Origin of the sequence: Immundisolibacter sp. (assembly GCF_014359565.1) — a bacterium.
Taxonomy (GTDB): Bacteria; Pseudomonadota; Gammaproteobacteria; order Immundisolibacterales; family Immundisolibacteraceae; genus Immundisolibacter.
Map to the genome: position 1 here is coordinate 1 of NZ_JACIZD010000006.1, position 18,552 is coordinate 18,552.

Consider the following 18,552-nt stretch of genomic DNA (forward strand, 5'->3'; position numbering starts at 1 on the left):
TGGCGTTTGCGGGCGCGGCACAGCCTCAGTGCGTCCTGAGGGAGCCCAAAACCCGAAATACCCGGCTGAAACGCGTACATTTACCCAATCCACATCCGAAAACGGGCCGTTTTTCCCCCAGCTCGGTCACGCGTTGGCGCCGTCATGTCCACGGCGCCGGTTTCGGTGGATTGATCAGCGATTCCCTAACGGCTGCCCTTGGCCGCCTCGCGTAGCAGGCGGATGCCGATGCTGGCGCGGTGCACCTCGGTGGCACCGTCGTAGATGCGAAAGCCGCGAATCTCGCGATAGAAATTGGCCAGCGGCAGGTACTCGCTGATGCCGCGCGCCCCGCACATCTGCACCGCCCGATCAACGATGCGATTGACGGCCTCGGCCACGAACACCTTGGTCATGCTGGTCTCGTGCAGGGCCTGCTGGCCGCGGTCCAGGCACCAGGCGGCCTGCCAGATCATCAGCCGCGAGGCGTGCATCTCGATGGCCGATTCGGCCACCAGGCGCTGCATTTCCTGGTGCTGGGCGAGGCGCTTGCCGAACGACTCGCGCCGGTTGACGTAGTCCATGGCGATGTCGAGCGCGCGTCCGGCGATGCCCAGCCAGCGCATGCAGTGCGTCAGGCGCCCAGGCCCCAGGCGCAGCTGAGCGTAGTCGTAGCCCTTGCCGATCTCGCCCAGCACCGCATCGGCACCGACCCGGCAATCGGCGAAGCGCATCTCGCAGTGGCCGCCGGGGAAGGCGTGGTCGAGCGTTGGCGTGAGCGCGGTGATCTGGTAACCGGGGTTGTCGGCGTCGACCAGGAACAGGGTCGGGCCGTCGTCGGTACGCGCCATGCAGATGGCAAATGCCGCGCCTTGCGCGCCACTGATGAACCACTTGTCGCCGTCGATCACCCAGCCGTCGCCATCGCGCACGGCGCGCGTGAGCAGCATGGCCGGATCGGAACCGGCACCCGGTGCCGGCTCGGTCATGGCAAAGCAGGAGCGTATGTCGCCGCGCGCCAGCGGCGCGTAGTAACGGGCCCGCTGCTGGGCCGTACCGACGGCATGCAGCAGGTGCATGTTGCCCTCGTCCGGCGCCGCGCAGTTGAGCGCCTGCGGTCCGAGCAGGCTGCGCCCGGCGGCCTCGAACACCAGCGCGCTGTCGCGCCAGTCCAGACCCAGGCCGCCGTATTCGACCGGCACGCGCGGCGCGAACACACCGGCCGCGCGCGCCGCCTGTTGCAATTCGGCGCGGACGCTTTCCAGCCGGCCCGGTTCGGCAGCGACATCGGCTTCGCGCGGGATGACGACCGCATCGACGAAGCCTCGGACCTGAGTCACCAGCGCCTCGATCTCGGGGCGCGGGGAGAAATCGAACATCCGCGGGCCTCCTGGGTGTGCCGGCCCGGGATTCTATCCTCGCCCCGTGCCTGCGCCGGAATTTCGACGGTGTGTGTCACGCGCCGCCAGTCGGGCGTCGGAGTTCTGGCACACTGCCGCGTGTTTACATTCCGCCGCGGTCGGGCGGCAAGTCGATGGTAAATCGCGTGTGAGCAAGCAAATACAAGCCTTTGTTATTTTGGCGCCTTGTGTCTTCGGCGGTTGGCATACAAGCTGCTTTGGAAGCCCCCGACGCTGGACGGAATTCCGGCTGGCGAATCAGGGACATAACAGGACATGAAGCTGATCAATATTCTGTCCGATCACTCGCAGACGGCACCGGCGCAGGCGAAGCCGCTCCCCCGCAAACCGGTTGATCTGGCCCGTCACGCGCTCGAGCTGGCCGCGACCCTGTCGCGGCATCTCGATCTGGATGCGCTGATCGATCACTTCTCGCGTCGGCTTGGCGAGGTCTTGCCGTACGACAGCCTCAGTTTCCGGCATGAGCTTGCCGGTCAATGGCATGCCATTGCTCACGGCTCGGGTGGTCGCCATTCCTGCACCTACCAGCTGCAGGTCGAGGAAGTACCGCTGGGCACGCTGCGCATCGCCCGCCGCCAGCGCTTCGAAGAGCCAGAACTGGCGATGCTGGAGCAGTTGATCGGCGTGATCGTCTATCCGCTGCGCAATGCTCTGCTGTACCGGCGTGCCCAGCATGACGCGGCCACAGACCCGTTGACCGGGCTTTCCAACCGGGGCGTTTTCGACGACGCACTGCCCCGCGAGATCAGCCGTGCCCTGCGGTATGGCACCCATTTGACGCTGCTGATGGTCGACGTCGACAACCTGAAGCACATCAATGATCGGGCCGGGCACAGCGCGGGCGACCGGGCTCTGCAACAGGTGGCCGGCATGCTGCGGGCCGGTGTACGCGACTCGGATCAGGTGTTTCGTTACGCCGGCGATGAGTTCGCCGTGTTGTTGGTCGGCGGCGACGCGACTACGGCGCGGGAAGTCGCCGAGCGCCTGCGCAGCCGCGTCGACCAGCTGCCGGCGGATGCCGGCGCCGCCCGCCCGACGCTGAGCATTGGCCTCGCGCCCCTGCGCGACGCGGACAGCGGCCAGACCCTTTTCGAGCGAGCCGACAGGGCGCTGTACGCCGCCAAACAGGCCGGCCGCAACTGCGTGTGCAGCGCCGACTGAGTCGGTTCAGGCAATCCCCAGGAACTGCCGTGCGGTCCGGCAATCCACGCCGATGGCGGCCATGTCCGCGATATTGGCCTGCGCCACGGCGTCCGTCTGGGCGGAACACGCGTCCGTCACCAGCGTGACCGCGTAATCCAGGCACACCGCGTCCAGCACAGTGGCGCGGATGCAGTTCGGGTACTGCGTGCCGCTGACCACGAGTTCATCCACGCCCAGTCTGCGCAGCAGCAGGTCCAGCGGTGTGCCCATGAAGGCGCTGAAGCGCGGCTTGATCAGCACATGTTCGCCCGGCACAGGGGCGAGCTCGTGCACGATCTGCGCGCCCGGTGAGCCCGGCAGCAGGTACTGTGGCCCGCGCAGGAATGCGTCTCGCCGAAACGCCTCGACGTCGCTGCCATCCGCCCGGTAGGCACGGGTGATGTGCAGCACCGGCCAACTTCGCGCGCGAAACGCGTCGAGCAGGCGGCGAATGGTCGGCACCGTGGCGAGCGCCCCCGCCACCGTCACTGGGCTGTCGGGTAGCACGAAATCGTTCTGCATGTCGATGATGAGCAGTGCGCGCATGTCGGACTGGCGGTCAAAGTCCGTCCGGGATCGTCGCCAGCTCGCCGCGCGCGTGCTCGAAGGCGTGCGCCAGCGCCAGCAGCCGCCCCTCGCTGAACGCCGGGCCGATGAAGCTGATGCCCACCGGCGTGCCGTCGTCGGCAAAGCCCGCCGGTACCGTCACGGCCGGGTAGCCGGCCTTGCCGGTCAGCTTGGCGGCCACGCCACCCGGCGTCAGCAGCGCATCGAGCCCGTACTGCCGGCACACGGCGTCGACGCCGAGCTCGCGTGTGAGCGTGATATCCCGTAGGCGGTCGGTGTGGTACGCGGGGTCATCGAGGCCATTGGTGCGCTCGGCGTTCTCCGCCAGTGCCTGACCGTAGGCGAGGCACTGGCCTGGATGCGCGGCATTGAAGGCGATGATGTCGGCCAGCGTGCAGACGGGCGCTGCATCGCCTTGGCTCGCCAAAAAGGCATTCAGGCCGACCTTGAACTCGCGGGCGAACACGCTGGAGCGAAGGCGGGCGACCTCCTGAGCGGTGGGCACATCGGCCGGATCGACGATGATGGCCCCGGCCGCGCGCAACGTGGCGATGGCCTCTTCGATAATTTCCTCGGCCGCTTCCTGACCGGGTCGGCCGAAATAGACCTGTCGAGGCACACCGATACGTGCCCCACGCAGCGCATGCGGATCAAGGAATCGTGCGTAATCGGCTTGGATGTGCGGCGCCGCGCTCAGCGTGAGGCTGTCGCCCAGGTCCACGCCGGCCAGGGCTGACAGCAGCAGTGCCGCGTCCGCGACGCTGCGGGTGAGTGGCCCTGCCGTATCCTGACTCATGGCGAGCGGCACAACGCCAGTGCGACTGACCAGACCAACGGTGGGTTTGAGACCCACCACGCCGGACTGGCTGGCCGGCGTCTGGATGGAGTTCTGCGTCTCGCTGCCAATGGCCGCGGCACACAGCCCGGCTGCCACCGCGCAGGCCGGCCCGACGCTGGAGCCGCCGCCGCGGTCGTAACGCTTGCCGTAAGGATGGCGCACCACGCCACCGGCGGAACTGAACTCGGACGGCATCACGTCGCCCAGATAGTCAGCGAACTCGGTCATGTTGCATTTGCCCAGAATTACCGCGCCCGCCACCCGCAGGCGGCGCACCAGCTCGGCATCCTGACGTGGCCGCAGATCGGCCAGGGCCAGCGAGCCGGCCGTGCAGGCCATGCCGTCGCCGGTGGCGATGTTGTCCTTGAGCAAAACCGGAATACCGTGCAGTGGGCCGCGCACCAGGCCGGCGCGCCGCTCGTCGTCCAGGCTGCGGGCGGTGTCCAGCGCCTGCGGGTTGACCTCCCGCACGGCGTTCAGCGCCGGTCCGGCGTGATTCAGCGCGCCGATGCGGTCCAGGAAGTGCTGTGTCAGTTCACTCGCGCTCAGCCGGCCATCCACCATCGCCCGGCCGAGCTCGGCGATGCCTTGGGTGTGCCACATGGTCATGGCGTCTGGTCGAGGCTCAGTCGGCGACCTTCGCGGGCTGACTGGCGAATGGCGTCGATCACCCGCGCGGCGGCGAGCCCGGCCCCGCCAGGCACCGGCGGCTCGGTGCCGGCTCTCAGAGCCTCGCTGAAAGCGGCTAATTCCAAGTGATAGGGACCGGCGGCGGGCAGTTCGAGCGGGCACTCAGTTAGGCCCTGGTCGCCGCCGGCAAGCAGCCGGCCCCAGGTGCCGATGCCGATGGTGTTCTCGCCCACCACGCAGCCCTGTTCTCCGTAAAAAGCAAGTTCGCTGCGCGGGGCGGTGACGGCGGTAGAGCAGGTCAGCGTGGCCAGCGTACCGCAGGCAAAGTGCAGAACCGCCGAGCAGGTATCTTCGGTTTCGTAGCCATACGCGCCGTTATCCATCTGCGCCTGCACCCGGGACACGGGGCCCAGCAGCCACAGCAGCAAATCGACCAGGTGCGTGCCCAAGTCCGCGGTGGCCCAGCCACCGCCGGCGGTGGACAGGTGACGGCGCCATTCGGACGGTGGAAATGGATAGCGGAAACACGCTTGGACATGCGCGTAGGCAATCCGCCCCAGTTCGCCAGTGGCGATTCGGCGGGCCATTTCCTGATGCACCGGGTTGAAACGCATCTGGTAGCCCACCCCGAGCTTGACGCCCGCATCCTGGCATGCCTGCAGCGCGCGCTGCGCGTCCGCTGCGGTGGGAGCGAGCGGCTTGTCGCACAGCACATGTTTGCCGGCGGCGGCGCAGGCCAGCACGTCAGCCACGTGCCTGTCGTTGGGGGTTGCAATGAATACCGCGTCGAGTTCCGGATCGGCAAGAAACTGCTGCAAATCAGAATAAGGTCGGGCCTCGTAAGGCGCACAAAAACGCGCAGCGCGTTCCGCATCGCGGCTGCAGGCACTGTGCAAGCGCGCGCCCGGCAGCGCAGCCAGCGCAGGAGCGATCGCGTCGCTGCTTATCCAGCCGCAGCCCAGAATACCCCAGCGTACAGGTTTGGTTTGATTCACGGATTCCCCACTACGAAACTACGAATAACGACGTTCGGCGACTGACCCTTCGGGCGGGCATTGTTTCCCGCCGGGAGGGCGCCAAAAGGACTCTTCGTCTCGATATCAGAGGAAGGCTGGCATTACTGACCGCGCGAACAGTTCCTGCGTGCGATACGCCTTCCAGGGTGCGATGTCGCCATAATGGCTGACGATATTGAACTCGTTGAACTTCACCTTGGCATGGAAGTCCTCGAGCTTGCGGGTGATCTGGGCGGGCGTACCGACCCAGACCATTTCGCGCTCCAGGAGTTCCTCGTAGCTGAAATGACGCATGCCCTGCAGCAGATCACTGGCATAAAAGCCATACCCGCTGTTTTTGAGCCGCTCCTTGAGGGCTTCGTCCCCGAGCAGCGAATCGTGCGGACGGATGTTGAATTCGTAGAAATTCAGAATGGCATCGCGCGCTTCACGATGCGCGGTATTCTCGTCATCGGCAAGGAATACGCCGCGTATATAGCCGAAGTCGGGCTGGGTGCCATACTGCACGCAGGCCTTGCGGTAAGTTTCAATACTGGACTCAAATACCTCGAATGGCGCTGGCCCGCCGCAGCAGATACCCCAACCACGCTCGGCCGCCTGCGTGAAAGCCTGGCCGCTGGTGCCGGTCATATAAATTTTTGGATAGGGCCGCTGCAAGGGCTTCGGAACCACGGACACGTTATCCACGTTGTAATAGTTGCCGTGGTAGCTGAAGCGTTCCTCGCTCCACGCCAGGTGCAAAATGTCCAGTGATTCCCGGTAACGCTGCTGACTTTCTTCCATGGGAATGCTGAGCGGCTCGTAGAGCCAGCCATGTCCCCGACCAACGCCAATTTCAAGACGGCCGTCGGTGAGAATGTCTGCTTCTGCTATTTCGCCCGCCAGCACGATTGGGTTGTGCAATGGCAAGGTATGACACAGAGTCCGAAAGCGCAGTTGCCGCGTGCGCTGTGCGGCCGCGCTGAACATTGCCAATGGATTGGCGGAAATGCCAAAGCTCGGAAAACAGTGGTGCTCGATCAAGCTGAATACCGAGTAGCCTAGGCTATCGGCGTGCTCCATCAAACGAAAAACCTCCCAGATCAGATCGGCGTGGGGCTTTTCGGGCGCGGTTTGCATTTCGCAATAAATACCGAAACGTAGGTCGGACATATCGTCTCCCTTGAATTAGCGGTGCTCGGATCAGCACACGATGATTTACATGCGTAATTTGGTCAAAGCCCGGTTCGCGGATTAAGACCCCACGGCTGGTCGAACGGCGTCGCAAGTCGAACATTCAGGCGTACATGATGGAAGTACCAGCGCTCGTCGCGGCGGATGAAGGTGGCATCGTAAGTGCCACCACACCAAACCGAAGTCGGCTCGCTACCGGTGCTGGCCACCGTGGCGGTTTCCCACAGGTACCAGCTGCCCCGCGCGCAGTCGCCATCAAGATCAACGGTTGGTGAGACCATGTAGTGCAGTGTCCACAGAATCTGCTTTTGTGCGGTTTCGGACAGGGCCTTGGCTATCGTCTCGCGGCCTTCGAAACGGCCAAAGCCCTCACATTCCCACACGCCGTCTTCAGCAAACAGGGGTCCCATGATGGTCGGGTCGTTCTTGCGGTCAGCGCCGATGGCGTAGCGACCGATCAGGCCGCGGATGGCCTCCATATCCTGCAGCTGCCGCAGTTGCGCGGCCAAGGCCGCCAGTTGCTGTTCCATGGGCGGCCCCTCATGCACTGGCGTAGATATTGCCGAGGTAGTTGGGCACGGCCCCATGGTCTGCGACGAAGCGTTCCTCCTCGAAACTGTATGGCACCCTGGGGTTGCCACGATATAGCTCTACATGAGGTGCCACTTCGGCCAGCGACAAAGTCAGATAGAGCAGCCGCGCCTGCGGCGGCGGCATGTCCCCCAGCGGGAAGGTATTCAGGTGCGCGATGATGGCTTCCATCTGGCCGACCATGGCGTCGTAAAACGCCTGCAGGTCGGCACTGCTGCTGGCGCGCCTTGCAGCCTCGCGAGCGTTCTGGGTATCGAGCGCCCAGCGCTCCACCCAGCATTCGAGTTCGGAAAAAGCTTCTGGCAGTACGCTTTCGGTCATGAGAATCACTCCTTTGGTTCCGCAAACGCGCGTGTAGGCCTCTAGCCGTTGACGTAATCATCAACGGCCTTGTAGCCGTGGCGAATTAGAATTTCATGGTCCTGCAGATGCATGAATTTTTTGGCGCCGGACTTCAATGCGGCATGCGTGGCTTCCATCGTGGCGGTGTCCTCCAGCCAGGCATTGCGTTGCAACACCTGCCCATACTCGTGGCTGAAGCGTTCGCCGGCGTTTTGCGGGGGACGGAAATACTGGATTCCCTCCCACAGCGTCTTGTCGACCGCGATCGGCTCGAACTGGTGCGTGAAATACAGGCCATCCATGACGTGGACCAGAAAATTTGGAAACAACACGGCCAAGTCGAACGCAAATGTCGGGTCGCGGCGCGGATTGATTCGCGGCGGCAACTCGGTCCGTGCGCCGGGCTTGGCGATGGAAGACGTGCCTAGGCGATGGGCAAGACTAGCGACCGGCGTCGGTTTGGGGCCTTTCTCGGTCATGTATATGGCGCTGCTGCGATGAGGGCCGAACAGCTCGACGTCCCAGATCTTGGCCGCGAAGCCGTCCGGGAACGAGCCAGCGTGAATGGTGGACACGTGATAGGCCTCCGAAAAGGCATCCTGCGCCACCTTCCAGTTACAGTTCAGGACTGTGCGGTAGCTGTAGACAGCGGTCATTTCGCCAAACGGAAAGCCACTGTAGCGTGTGCCGGCCTCGCCCAGAAAATCCTCAAGCGACTGAGGCGGCTGCGGATCAAGGTGGGCGAATACAAAGCCCTCCCAGACCTGCACCGCTACCGGTGTCAAGCCGTTGTCGCAGCGCTTGAAGCTGTCAAAAAACTCTTCCTCCTGCGGCACATCGGTCAACTGACCCTGGGTGTCGTAGGTCCAACCGTGAAAGTGGCAGAAAAAGCTGCGGCTGCGGCCGCGGCCTTCTTCCGCCCATATCACGCGGTTACCACGATGCGAGCAGGTATTGTGAAACCCCCTGATTCGGTTATCGTTTCCACGCACAAGAATGATGGTTGTGTCCCAGATGGGCATCGGCTTGAGCTTCCATGAGCCAGGTCCACTGAATTCCTCTATGCGACCAACCTTTAACCACACACGCTTGAACAACTTTTCTTTCTCGCGATGAAAATATTCATCGGAAATGCAGGGATCAACTGGAACGGGGTCTGTCCCCAAGTTCGGGAAGGTGCGAGCCCAGACATGATCGGCCAATTTATTCATGATAAATCTCCTTCGGTAGGGTCAATAAGACCGATGTGATCGACATTGCGCGGGTCTAGTTCATGCCATCTTTCCCAGCTGCGAATGTAGACAGAATATTTGCACTAAAATTTTCTTCTTTTAAGGTGGGGTCGTTAATTTTATAATTCTGCGAATCAATATAGGTGGCCCTCTCAAACTGAAAATCAATTGCCTGAGTGTGAGTAAAGCCCAATCCCGGATATCCGTCAACGCTTTTAATTGGCGCATAGGATTGCCGCCAAATTCTCCAGAATTGCCCCTTCTTGTCATAAATTTCGGACAGAACGAAAGTTGGAAAGCTCGTTTCCATATAAAGAGTTTTTTTGCCGTACGGGTGCTCGGCGGGAGGAGTTGCTTCGATCACATAAACTTCCCGGGGCTCCCACTCGACGTTGATCGGGTTCCAATAGGGTGGTTGCATGTCGAGCCGATCTTTGAGTTCGTGTGGCAGATTGGGGTCGGGCGCATGCATTACGGCAAGAAGCCAGCGTTTTTCGATCAACTTAAAATCCTTATACCACAATGGCCATGCGTCAATCCCCTGATTGTCATCGTTAAGCAGGTCCATTTGCGGCTGAGGATCCATCCATACGCCACTACCGGACACTCGACGCACTCGCCGAAGGGATTTTACGTACACCCAAACATCGTCTGGGCGCCCATCCGCATATTGCATTTGGAAATTACCTATGCCGGCAACGTCGTACGGCTTGCTAAGGGCTAGTACCAATCGAATGTGCTCCAGCCCGCTGCCCAATTTGGAATCGGTGCCTGTATAACGGCCGCTCATGCGAAAACGATAGTTGCTTCCACGCAAGCTCCTGATTACGCCATCTTTTTTTGCGGTAATGGCGATTGGCGCATCGGCGATCCAGACATCTGGAATGACTGGGTTCGCAAGTCGGTGATTCCAGATCAGTTTATATGCCGCGTTGGGGTCAGTCATGTCCACGGTTGGAAATGGAATGCCGGCCACATGCCCAGTCACGGTTTTCGAAGCAGGGTCAAAGATCGCCTTCCCGGAATTCTGATTGGTTGCTGCTATGTATCTTGGGTCCAGCTCAATAGTTTCATGACGACGCAATGGCATTTTGAGGCCGTGGTTACGAACCCACATCGCCATTTGTCCGGTGAGCAAGTCCTTGATTTTATGGCCTTCAAATGTATCCTCCCAAACGGCGTCAATGTTGCTGGATTCGATAACGAATCCTGGGGGTAACTCTTTGGCATTAGCTGTCGCTGAGCTCATGCCAATCATGGCTAGGGCCAATGAAGTGGTGGTGCGGAGAGACGGCCATATCGTTTTCATGAGATATAAAACTCCAAGTCAGTGAGGTTCGGTGGTTCGCTTTGCGTGTGTGTTGGCTAGAATTGATATGTCACTCTTGCGACCAGCTGGTTGTTGTTGTCAAACGTGCCAAAGGTGTGCGTGCAACCCAGCCCCTTTCCCGAGGGCGATGTCGAGCACGTGTCCTGACTTTTGTAAAATAAATACGTTTCGCCCTTGATGCGCCAATGGTTGCCGGGCTTGTATTCGATTCCGGGGATAACCACCCCTCCACCATAGCTTACGTCATGAATCAAGACCAGTGAAGGCGATAGGGAATCATGGCGAAAATTCATGGAAAATAGCGCCGTTCCTACGATGGAATGCTCTTTCTTTCTGGCGGTGAAATCGGTGATCTGGTCGGATCGGTCGTAGTCGACAATCCAGGTATCAAAGAGCTGTAAAGTGAGCTGCGGGGGACCGCTGGTTTGCGGGCCGATAGAGCGTATGGATCGATCATATCCAAGCATGAGGCGAGCCGTGTCTTTTTCGATCACGCCGCCGGCACCGGCATTGGGCGTGCCGATCAGGCCAAAGTTATAGGGCTTGTTCGGGGTATAGGCTATCTCAGAACGCCAGACTCCGCCCCATATTGGGCCACTCACTGTTCCGCCAAAAATGTCTACATCGGGGAAAATGAATTCCCCTAGTCCGTTTTTAGGGGCGTTTCCGTATGGATTGCCAATGAAATTCAGAACCGCCTCCTGCTGCATTGTGTGATAATAGTTGAGGGAATAGGTCAGGTTGCTGATGTCGCCGACCCAGCGCGCACCGTAGGATGGATCATCCTCGTCGCCTTTTTCATGATGGAAATTGTAGGGAAAGATGCGCAAGGTGTTGGTGCCCTTGTTAGGCTGGCCAGCCCAACGGCCACCGAACAGATCATAGGTGTTTCCCATATCTGAACCACTGTCTAATCCAGGACGTATCACCGCCTGTAGTGAGCCATTCCATTCAAATATGGAGTATTCGAGATTGACTAGCCACAAGGGCTTTCGCCACTCTTCGTTTTCGGCTTGAAACTGGACGATGCTATTGTCGTAACCGTGGATTACGTCCATGGCTTGAAAGAAGTCTGTCTCGCCCCACACCACCTGTTGCTTGCCAAGACGCAGGCGGAGGCGCTCCGTGAGGTTTGCGTCCATGTAAAGCTCACGCAGTTCGTCGGCGTCGTAGTGTTCGAGCAGATCCACTGGCGTACCTTTTGCGTCGGCTGCATCCTCCAGATCATCCAAGTAGCCCGTGTTGGCCTCTCGGGAAAAACGTCCGATTGCTACCCAATTGGTTGGTCCAAGTTGCGTTTGTAACTGCAGCAAGGTGCTGAAGCGGGCCATGCTGAGGTCGCCTTTTCCGTCTACCGGTTTGCCGTCGGCGCCGAGTTCCGGATGGTCTTGCAGGTTCATGGCGAACCATCCGCGCGCATAGCCGGTGAGGTTCAGCTCGACCTCGGGAGAAAGTTCCAGGGTGATTGAATTTGCGGACGAAGACGCGGCAATCATGACTGCGCATATGGCTAGCGGACGAATGGGCGTTGCGGTCGGACCTGGCTTCATTGCTGTTCTCCCTGGAGGTCGATGGGTATGAGTCGCTACGTGGTCAAGGCAGTGTCATGTCACGCGGGGACGAAGGCCGGTTTTGGTCGAGAACTAGTCAGTAACGTGAACGATTGCATGGTGGGATAGGCCGAAGTCAATTCAAAAATGTATTTCATATTGGTTTAAGCATTTGGTGTGCCATGTTGTCGGCCGCCGCGACCGCTGGGCGGTTCGGGTCGCAACGGCCGGGTATGCAGCGCGGAAACTCAAGCGCAGGCTTACTTTTACGGAAATCGTTTTTAATTTTTATCGTTCGTTAATGCGTCGTACGCCTGCAGGGTGAGGAACTCGTGGAAGTATTGGTCGAAGACTAAGTGGTCAAAAATGGTGCGCGCTTGCCTTAGCGCGGTGCGCCCTAGTGGCGAGAGGGTGGGCGCGAGGTCCGCGCATGCGCGGTCGGCTAGTTCGGTGACCGAGGCCAGGGTTATGGGGTTGTGGGTGTCGGTCGAGGCGCCGTGATGAATCCACTGCCACAGCTGGGCGCGGGCGATTTCTGCTGTGGCGGCGTCTTCCATCAGGTTGTTGATGGCCACCGCGCCGGAGCCTTGCAACCAGGCGGTCAGGTACTGCAGCGACACATAGACGTTGTTGTGCACCCCTGCGTCGGTGATGGTGGCGCCGGGTACGTGGACGTCGAGCAGCTGTTGGGCAGTGACGGCAACCTCGGGTCTTTGGCGCCGCAATTGATTGTCTGCAGGCCCGAGCTTCGTCTCGAAGACGTCCAGCGCGACCGGAACCAGATCCGGGTGTGCCACCCAGCTACCGTCAAAGCCGTCGTCGGCCTCGCGCTGTTTGTCCGCTCGCACCGCGGCCAGGGCGCGCTCTGTGACTTGGGCGTCGCGCCGGTTCGGAATGAACGCGGCCATGCCGCCGATGGCGTGAATACCGCGTCGGTGGCACGTTTGAACCAGCAGCTCGGTGTAGGCACGCATGAACGGTACGGTCATCGTGACCTGTGCGCGGTCGGGCAACAGAAAATCGGCGCGGCTGTTGAACTTCTTGATGATGCTGAAGATGTAATCCCAGCGACCCGCGTTCAGGCCCACGATGTGTTCGCGCAGTGCGTAGATGATTTCGTCCATCTCCAGCGCCGCCAGGACGGTCTCGATCAGCACTGTTGCCCGAATGCTGCTTCGGGGCAGCCCGAGCCGGTCTTCGGTGAAGTCGAAAACCTGGTTCCACCAGGCCGCCTCGTGGTTGCTTTCAAGCTTGGGCAGGTAGAAATAGGGCCCGCTGTCCCTGGCCAACAGTTCCTGGGCGTTGTTGAAGCAGTACAGGCCAAAGTCGAACAACGCGCCTGCAACCGGTGAGCCGTCTACGAAGAAATGGCGCTCAGGCAGATGCAGCCCGCGCGGACGCACAACCAGAGTGGCTGTGCTTGGCTTGAGGCGGTATTCGGGCCCGCCTTCCTGCTGGTAGCGGATGGTCCTGCGCACCGCGTCCATGAGGTTTACCTGGCCCTGCAGGCAGTTGTCCCATGTGGGTGCGTTGGCGTCCTCGAGGTCCGCCATGAAGACTTTGGCGCCTGAATTGAGCGCGTTGATCATCATCTTGCGCTCCACCGGCCCGGTGATCTCGATTTTTCGGTTCTGCAAGTCGGCTGGCGCGGGGTTTGCTTGCCACTGTGCCGCCCGCAGGTCCTGCGTCTGCGCTGGGAAGTCCGGCAGGTAGCCTGCGTCGAACTGCTCCTGGCGTCGCGCCCGCACAGCAAGTAGTTCCAGCCGCGAGGCATCGAAACGCCGGTGTAGTTCGGCGACAAACTGCATGGCCGATGGGTTCAGGGCATCGGCATAGGAAGCCTTCCAGTCGCCGCGAAGATCGACGCCTGCCGGTACGGGCGGGATTGTAACTTTGTTCATGTTTGGCCTTTTGGTAGGGGGGCGTGTGTGGGAACTGCGGGGTACGCCCATGTTCATGACACGAGCGAGCTGAACTCTACGTCGCACTGTTTTGTTGTCAATAGGCGAAGTAATATTCCATTTGACGAAAAACTTAGCTTTGGATCGGTACCAAGGCGCGGGCCGATGCGATACTTCACAGCAGCTCGTCCGCGGATGGAGACCGCACGATATGGAAAACAATGGCCATACGGCCGAAATCCAAACCGTTTCAACGCCGTCCCGCGCCGGCCGGCGACGTAGTGCCAGTGCTGCGCAGAGGGGGAGCGTGCGGGCGCTCGAACGGGGCTTGGCTCTGCTCGAGGCCCTGGCGCAGGCACCTCATAACAACCTGAACGACCTGGCGCAGCGGGTGAAGTTGCCGGCCAGTACCGCGTTTCGTCTGCTGGATACGTTGCAGAAGCAGGGGTTCGCCACCCAGTCCGAGCAAACAGGCCAATACCAGCTGGGTGTGCGTGCGTTTGAGGTCGGCAGCGCCTTCGTGCCGCGTCTGCAACTGAATGACGTTGCGCTTCCCGTCATGAAGGCACTGATGCAGGAGGTTGGCGAGACGGTGAACCTGGCCATCCGGGATCAGGCCGACGCGGTCTATATTGCCCAGGTCGAAAGCCAGCAAATGCTGCGCATGTTCACGCGCCTGGGTGCCCGTACACCGGCTTATTGCAGCGGCGTCGGCAAGGTGTTGCTGGCGTGGTTACCGCTGACCAGCGTCCGCAGTTTGCTGGGTGTCGGCCCATGGCCGGCCTTCAGCCCCGGCACTATCACCGCGTTTGACGTCCTGGAGCGCGAACTGATCAAGATTCGGCATCTTGGTTATGGAATGGACAACGAGGAGCGGGAAGTGGGGGTGCGCTGCATAGCGGTGCCGATTACGGACGCCAGCGGCGGCGTGGCTGCCGCACTCAGCCTGTCAGCACCATCGGTGCGTTTTTCGCAGGAACGGGTGCAGCGCACCATTCCGTTGATCGTCGCCGCGGGCCAGAAGATTTCCGAGCAACTTTGTTTGGCTGCCAGGTAACGTGGTTTGGCTGCCAGGTAACGTGGGGTATTTAAAGACTCACTTTCCCGGCTTGCCGGCCGTGGGGTACATGATGAAATATTCAGCGCTCCGCTGAGCGTTACAAGCCCTCGGAAAAGCCCGCCTTTCCGAGGGCGGGCGCCGAGAAATCCAGCAGGGATTTCTCGGCGCTCCCACGACGGATCGGGCGTCGATCAGTCAGCCGGCTGGCAGACGCACCGTGACCCGCGCCCCGCCCAGGCGCGGCGAGTCGTCGATGTCGAGGCTGCCGCCGTAGGCGATGGCGATGTCGCGCACCACGGCAAGGCCGATGCCCTGGCCGGCAACGCGCCGGTCGGCGCGGGCACCGCGCTCCAGGACCGCCTCGCGCAGCGGCGGCGGCACGCCGGGGCCGTCGTCCTCGAGCGTCAGTTCCAGATTGCGCGGGGCAATCCCGTCGTCGCCGGTCGGCTGCACGCTCAGCCACACCTGCCGTTCGCACCACTTGTAGGCGTTGTCGAGCAGGCAGCCGAGCAGTTCGTACAGGTCACCCGCGTCGCCGGCGAACTGTACGCCGTGCGGGTCGTCCAGTTCCGCGGCCACGCCCTTGTCGGCATAGACCTTGTCCAGGCCGGCCATGATGCGGGCGGCTACCTGCGCCACGCCCACTGCGGCGGTGAACGCGGTGCGGCCGGAGGCAGCGGCACGCCGTGCCTGGTAGGCCAGCGAGGCGTCGATGGCGTCGACGGCGTCGGTCAGCAGGCGCTGCTGGGCCGGCGACACATCGGCCGCGGCGTTGCGTAGCACCGCCAGCGGCGTCTTGATGCTGTGGGCCAGGTCCGCCAGCGCGTTTCGCTGGCGCAACAGCTGCGCGCGTTCGTGGCGCAGCAGCGCATTCAGGCCGTCCGTGAGCGGCAACAGTTCGGCCGGATAGCGGCCGGCCAGATCGTCGCGCTCGCCGCGTTCGATGACCCGCAGGTCGTCCGCCACCTGCCGCAGCGGACGCAGGCCCCAGCGCACGATCAGCATCTGCGTCAGCAGCAGCAGGCCGGCGGCGCCGCCCAGCCACAGCATCAGCGTGGTTTCGAACTGGCCGATCTCGGCCGCCAGCTCGTCCAGGCGCGCGGCGGTGGAAAACGTGAACTGCTGCGCTGCGCCGCCCTGCACTTCCCAGCCGACGCCGAAGCTGTACGCCAGCAGCGTCTCGCCGTCGGCGCGTACGCGGGTCCAGGATTCACGTCCCGGCGCGAGGCCGCGCACGAACGGCAGATTCAGTCCCACCGACGAGGGCGAGCGCCACAGCACCTTGCCGTCGCGGGCGCTGACTTCGGCGTAGCGCCCGGAGCCGGGCACTTCGAGCCGGCTTTCGGGCAGATCCTGGGGTAGTTCCAGCGTGCCGCGCCGCAGCTCGGCGGCCGACAGTAGGGCGTAGATGTCGGTTTTCAGCCGGGCCCGCAGGGCGTTTTCGGCACTGTCGCGATAGGCCCGGTCCAGCGCCACCGCGGTGGCGCCCAGGAATACCGCCAGCACCAGCAGCGACGACAGCAGCAGGCGGCGCCGGATCGACCCCATTCAGGCCCGGCGCAGTGCCAGCCGGTAGCCGCGCCCGCGCAGGGTTTCGATCGGGTTCAGGCGCTCGTCCGGATCGAGCTTCTGGCGCAGACGGCGGATGAACACTTCCAGCACGTTGCTGTCGCGGCTGGCGTCGTCCGGGTACAGGTGTTCGGTCAGCTCGGTCTTGGACACCACCTCGCCGGCATGCAGGATCAGGTACTCGAGCACCTGGTATTCGTAGGCGGTCAGGTCGAGCTCGGTGTCGTCGATGTAGGCGCGCCGCTCGCGGGTGTCGAGCCGCAGCGGCGGGCAGGCGATGACGCTGTCGGCCCAGCCGGCGGTGCGTCGGATCAGCGCCCGCAGGCGGGCAATCAGCTCCGCCATCTCGAAGGGCTTGACCAGGTAATCGTCGGCGCCGGCATCCAGGCCGGCCACCTTGTCCTGCCAGTTGTCGCGGGCGGTCAGGATCAGGATCGGGTAGCGGCTGCCGCGCGCACGCAGGCGGCGGATAACGGCCATGCCGTCGCGCCGCGGCAGGCCAAGGTCGATGACCGCCACGTCGTAGGGAAATTCCAGGCCGTAGTACTCGGCCTCCATGCCGTCGCCGGCGCTGTCGACCACGAAGCCGGCCCCGACCAGGCCACCGACCAGTTGCTCGCGCAGCGCGACGTCGTCCTCGACCACCAGGGCACGCATGTCGGTGCTCGCTCAGCGCTGCCGGTCGTCGCGCGGGTCGACATAGCGCTCGCGCACGTAGCCGTCCGGGGTCAGCACGCGCACCCGGTAGCCGCGATCGCCGGTGGGTTCCGACGACAGCACCCGGCCGCGTTCATCGCGGCGCACGGCGTCGGCGGCACGCCGGGCCTCGCTGCCGTGGCGGTTGCGCTGGTCCGGATTGCGGTACCGGTCGTCCCGGCGTTCCCATTGATGGTCGCCGGAGCGTCCGCGGTGGTCATCGTACGAGGTGCCCAGCGGACGCTCCTGGGCCCGCGTGCGCTCGCCGGACCGTGACCGGCTCGAGCCGCGATCGCGGCTGCCGTATTCGCCCCGCCGATCATCGGACTGATAGCTGCCGCGCCGATCGTCGCCACGCTGGTAGCCGCGCCGGTCATCGGAGCCACCCAGTGCCGGACCGGCTAACAGCGGACCGCTGGCCGCCAGCACGAGCAGGCAGGTTGCGAGGCGAAGGCCATGTCGTGTGCGCTTCATGGTGCTGTCCCGCGCCCGGCGCGGGCGCTCAGTAGTCATCCTGTGGCTGCACCGCCACGCGCACGCGGATTCGGTCACCGGGCTCGTAGTCGGTGATGGTCACGTGTTCGCGGCCGGCGTAGGCGTAGGTCACCCGGTAGCCGTCAATGCGCTGCTCGGAAGTGTACTCGCGGCGTACCTCGCAGCGTTCGCGCGAGGTGTAGTAGCCCTCGTCGCTGCGGCGCCGGTTGCTCAGGTCGCGTCCCACCGAAGCGCCCAGCACCGTGCCGGCGGCGGTCGCTATCCCTTCGTGGTGACGCCCGCCAAGCTCGTGCCCCAGCACGCCGCCGACGATGCCGCCCAGGATGACGCCGGTGTGCGAGCGATAACCGGGCCGCTCGACGTACACCTCCTCGTCCCAGCACTCGCGCCGCGGTTGCTCCACGCGCACCGTGCGGTACATGGGTTCGACGTGAACCACCCGGGCGTCCACGTAGTAGTGGTCACGGTCGCCCCGATAGCCGGCCGCGGCATTGCTGGCGCAGCCGGCAGACAGGGGCAGGATCAGGAGCAGTGGTGCCAGTTTCATGTCATATCCTCCACGCACCCGTCGTCTCAGTCGTCGTAACGGCTGTAGTCGACCAGGAACCCGACCAGTCCGCTGTCGTAGTAGCCGACGTGCCCACAGCCGCGATAGTGGCGGTGGTAGTGCGACGGGTAGTAGTGGCGCGGCGGGGCGTAGTAATGACCATACGGACGATAGCCCCAGCCATGCCGATAACCATGCCCGCCGTGGTATCGATCATGGCCCCGCCAGTGGCCGCCACCGCCGTGGTGGCGATACTCGTGGTGCTGGCCGAGGTAACGCTCGCCGGCCTGGGTCGGCGCGGCGAGCAGTAACGCGCCAGCCAGGGCCGACATCAGCAGCAGATTTTTAAGTACCCTTCCGGTAGTCATGGCATATCCCTCCACGGGGATTCGCTGCGGGGCCCATCCCCGCTGCGTGAGGCCACCTTAGGACC

The 18,552-nt window shown here is 62.7% G+C and carries 18 protein-coding genes; 2 read left to right on the plus strand and 16 right to left on the minus strand.

Annotated elements, in window-relative coordinates; translation table 11 throughout:
- Positions 1-185: 185 nt before the first annotated feature.
- Entirely contained in the window at positions 186-1,358 is a 1,173-nt protein-coding gene (locus H5U26_RS09045; RefSeq protein WP_290618842.1) for an acyl-CoA dehydrogenase family protein, read from the minus strand.
- A gap of 297 nt (positions 1,359-1,655) precedes the next feature.
- Between H5U26_RS09045 and H5U26_RS09050 the strand changes: the two genes are divergently transcribed.
- Positions 1,656-2,561: a GGDEF domain-containing protein gene (locus H5U26_RS09050; protein WP_290618844.1), complete on the plus strand. Its 906-nt coding sequence runs from the start codon at positions 1,656-1,658 to the stop codon at positions 2,559-2,561.
- A gap of 6 nt (positions 2,562-2,567) precedes the next feature.
- On the opposite strand, the gene H5U26_RS09055 is transcribed toward H5U26_RS09050, so the two are convergent.
- The 10 genes from H5U26_RS09055 to aceB form a co-directional block, all read right to left on the minus strand.
- Entirely contained in the window at positions 2,568-3,128 is a 561-nt protein-coding gene (locus H5U26_RS09055; protein ID WP_290618846.1) for an isochorismatase family cysteine hydrolase, read from the minus strand.
- A 13-nt stretch (positions 3,129-3,141) separates the two neighbouring features.
- Positions 3,142-4,596 carry an amidase family protein gene (locus tag H5U26_RS09060; RefSeq protein WP_290618848.1) on the minus strand — a complete coding sequence of 485 codons (1,455 nt, stop codon included), beginning with the start codon at positions 4,594-4,596 and terminating at the stop codon, positions 3,142-3,144.
- The gene (locus H5U26_RS09065) at positions 4,593-5,612 is read right to left on the minus strand and encodes a Gfo/Idh/MocA family oxidoreductase (RefSeq protein WP_290618850.1); all 1,020 of its coding nucleotides are present in this window, start codon (positions 5,610-5,612) and stop codon (positions 4,593-4,595) included. The genes H5U26_RS09060 and H5U26_RS09065 overlap by 4 nt, the downstream gene beginning before the upstream one ends.
- Positions 5,613-5,717: 105 nt before the next feature.
- Positions 5,718-6,785 (minus strand): LLM class flavin-dependent oxidoreductase, encoded by a 1,068-nt coding sequence (locus H5U26_RS09070; protein WP_290618852.1) that lies wholly within the window; start codon positions 6,783-6,785, stop codon positions 5,718-5,720.
- 62 nt (positions 6,786-6,847) lie between these two features.
- Entirely contained in the window at positions 6,848-7,336 is a 489-nt protein-coding gene (locus H5U26_RS09075) for a nuclear transport factor 2 family protein (protein WP_290618854.1), read from the minus strand.
- 10 nt (positions 7,337-7,346) lie between these two features.
- Complete coding sequence (locus H5U26_RS09080) at positions 7,347-7,718, minus strand: hypothetical protein (RefSeq protein WP_290618856.1); 372 nt, start codon at positions 7,716-7,718, stop codon at positions 7,347-7,349.
- Between the two features lie 41 nt (positions 7,719-7,759).
- The gene (locus H5U26_RS09085; RefSeq protein ID WP_290618858.1) at positions 7,760-8,950 is read right to left on the minus strand and encodes an aromatic ring-hydroxylating dioxygenase subunit alpha; all 1,191 of its coding nucleotides are present in this window, start codon (positions 8,948-8,950) and stop codon (positions 7,760-7,762) included.
- Positions 8,951-9,005: 55 nt separating this feature from the next.
- Positions 9,006-10,280, minus strand: a complete 1,275-nt coding sequence (locus H5U26_RS09090; protein WP_290618860.1) for a DUF1329 domain-containing protein — start codon at positions 10,278-10,280, stop codon at positions 9,006-9,008.
- Positions 10,281-10,336: 56 nt separating this feature from the next.
- On the minus strand, positions 10,337-11,851 hold the full coding sequence (locus H5U26_RS09095) for a DUF1302 family protein (RefSeq protein ID WP_290618862.1): 1,515 nt from the start codon (positions 11,849-11,851) through the stop codon (positions 10,337-10,339).
- A gap of 281 nt (positions 11,852-12,132) precedes the next feature.
- A complete protein-coding gene (aceB, locus tag H5U26_RS09100; protein ID WP_290618864.1) occupies positions 12,133-13,752 on the minus strand; it encodes a malate synthase A in 1,620 nt (539 codons plus the stop codon).
- Between the two features lie 211 nt (positions 13,753-13,963).
- Here aceB and H5U26_RS09105 point away from each other — a divergent pair, with 211 nt between their 5' ends.
- On the plus strand, positions 13,964-14,809 hold the full coding sequence (locus tag H5U26_RS09105) for an IclR family transcriptional regulator (protein WP_290618866.1): 846 nt from the start codon (positions 13,964-13,966) through the stop codon (positions 14,807-14,809).
- Between the two features lie 198 nt (positions 14,810-15,007).
- On the opposite strand, the gene H5U26_RS09110 is transcribed toward H5U26_RS09105, so the two are convergent.
- Genes H5U26_RS09110 through H5U26_RS09130 form a run of 5 tightly spaced genes read right to left on the minus strand, consistent with a single transcriptional unit; the run spans position 15,008 to position 18,487 of the window.
- Positions 15,008-16,360, minus strand: a complete 1,353-nt coding sequence (locus H5U26_RS09110) for an ATP-binding protein (protein ID WP_290618868.1) — start codon at positions 16,358-16,360, stop codon at positions 15,008-15,010.
- The gene (locus H5U26_RS09115) at positions 16,361-17,038 is read right to left on the minus strand and encodes a response regulator transcription factor (RefSeq protein ID WP_290618870.1); all 678 of its coding nucleotides are present in this window, start codon (positions 17,036-17,038) and stop codon (positions 16,361-16,363) included. It lies immediately after the preceding gene.
- A gap of 12 nt (positions 17,039-17,050) precedes the next feature.
- Positions 17,051-17,551 (minus strand): hypothetical protein, encoded by a 501-nt coding sequence (locus tag H5U26_RS09120; protein WP_290618872.1) that lies wholly within the window; start codon positions 17,549-17,551, stop codon positions 17,051-17,053.
- A gap of 28 nt (positions 17,552-17,579) precedes the next feature.
- Positions 17,580-18,119: a glycine zipper 2TM domain-containing protein gene (locus H5U26_RS09125; RefSeq protein ID WP_290618874.1), complete on the minus strand. Its 540-nt coding sequence runs from the start codon at positions 18,117-18,119 to the stop codon at positions 17,580-17,582.
- A 26-nt stretch (positions 18,120-18,145) separates the two neighbouring features.
- Positions 18,146-18,487: a hypothetical protein gene (locus H5U26_RS09130; protein ID WP_290618876.1), complete on the minus strand. Its 342-nt coding sequence runs from the start codon at positions 18,485-18,487 to the stop codon at positions 18,146-18,148.
- Between the last annotated feature and the right edge of the window lie 65 nt (positions 18,488-18,552).

Bases quoted from the DNA above. Each gene is read 5' to 3' on its own strand.
- H5U26_RS09105 (WP_290618866.1), top strand. From the start codon at position 13,964: ATGGAAAACAATGGCCATACGGCCGAAATCCAAACCGTTTCAACGCCG.
- H5U26_RS09130 (WP_290618876.1), bottom strand. From the start codon at position 18,487: ATGACTACCGGAAGGGTACTTAAAAATCTGCTGCTGATGTCGGCCCTG.
- H5U26_RS09055 (WP_290618846.1), bottom strand. From the start codon at position 3,128: ATGCGCGCACTGCTCATCATCGACATGCAGAACGATTTCGTGCTACCC.
- H5U26_RS09050 (WP_290618844.1), top strand. From the start codon at position 1,656: ATGAAGCTGATCAATATTCTGTCCGATCACTCGCAGACGGCACCGGCG.
- H5U26_RS09045 (WP_290618842.1), bottom strand. From the start codon at position 1,358: ATGTTCGATTTCTCCCCGCGCCCCGAGATCGAGGCGCTGGTGACTCAG.
- H5U26_RS09080 (WP_290618856.1), bottom strand. From the start codon at position 7,718: ATGACCGAAAGCGTACTGCCAGAAGCTTTTTCCGAACTCGAATGCTGG.
- H5U26_RS09090 (WP_290618860.1), bottom strand. From the start codon at position 10,280: ATGAAAACGATATGGCCGTCTCTCCGCACCACCACTTCATTGGCCCTA.
- H5U26_RS09115 (WP_290618870.1), bottom strand. From the start codon at position 17,038: ATGCGTGCCCTGGTGGTCGAGGACGACGTCGCGCTGCGCGAGCAACTG.
- H5U26_RS09095 (WP_290618862.1), bottom strand. From the start codon at position 11,851: ATGAAGCCAGGTCCGACCGCAACGCCCATTCGTCCGCTAGCCATATGC.
- H5U26_RS09060 (WP_290618848.1), bottom strand. From the start codon at position 4,596: ATGACCATGTGGCACACCCAAGGCATCGCCGAGCTCGGCCGGGCGATG.
- H5U26_RS09075 (WP_290618854.1), bottom strand. From the start codon at position 7,336: ATGGAACAGCAACTGGCGGCCTTGGCCGCGCAACTGCGGCAGCTGCAG.
- H5U26_RS09125 (WP_290618874.1), bottom strand. From the start codon at position 18,119: ATGAAACTGGCACCACTGCTCCTGATCCTGCCCCTGTCTGCCGGCTGC.
- H5U26_RS09120 (WP_290618872.1), bottom strand. From the start codon at position 17,551: ATGAAGCGCACACGACATGGCCTTCGCCTCGCAACCTGCCTGCTCGTG.
- H5U26_RS09085 (WP_290618858.1), bottom strand. From the start codon at position 8,950: ATGAATAAATTGGCCGATCATGTCTGGGCTCGCACCTTCCCGAACTTG.
- H5U26_RS09070 (WP_290618852.1), bottom strand. From the start codon at position 6,785: ATGTCCGACCTACGTTTCGGTATTTATTGCGAAATGCAAACCGCGCCC.
- aceB (WP_290618864.1), bottom strand. From the start codon at position 13,752: ATGAACAAAGTTACAATCCCGCCCGTACCGGCAGGCGTCGATCTTCGC.
- H5U26_RS09110 (WP_290618868.1), bottom strand. From the start codon at position 16,360: ATGGGGTCGATCCGGCGCCGCCTGCTGCTGTCGTCGCTGCTGGTGCTG.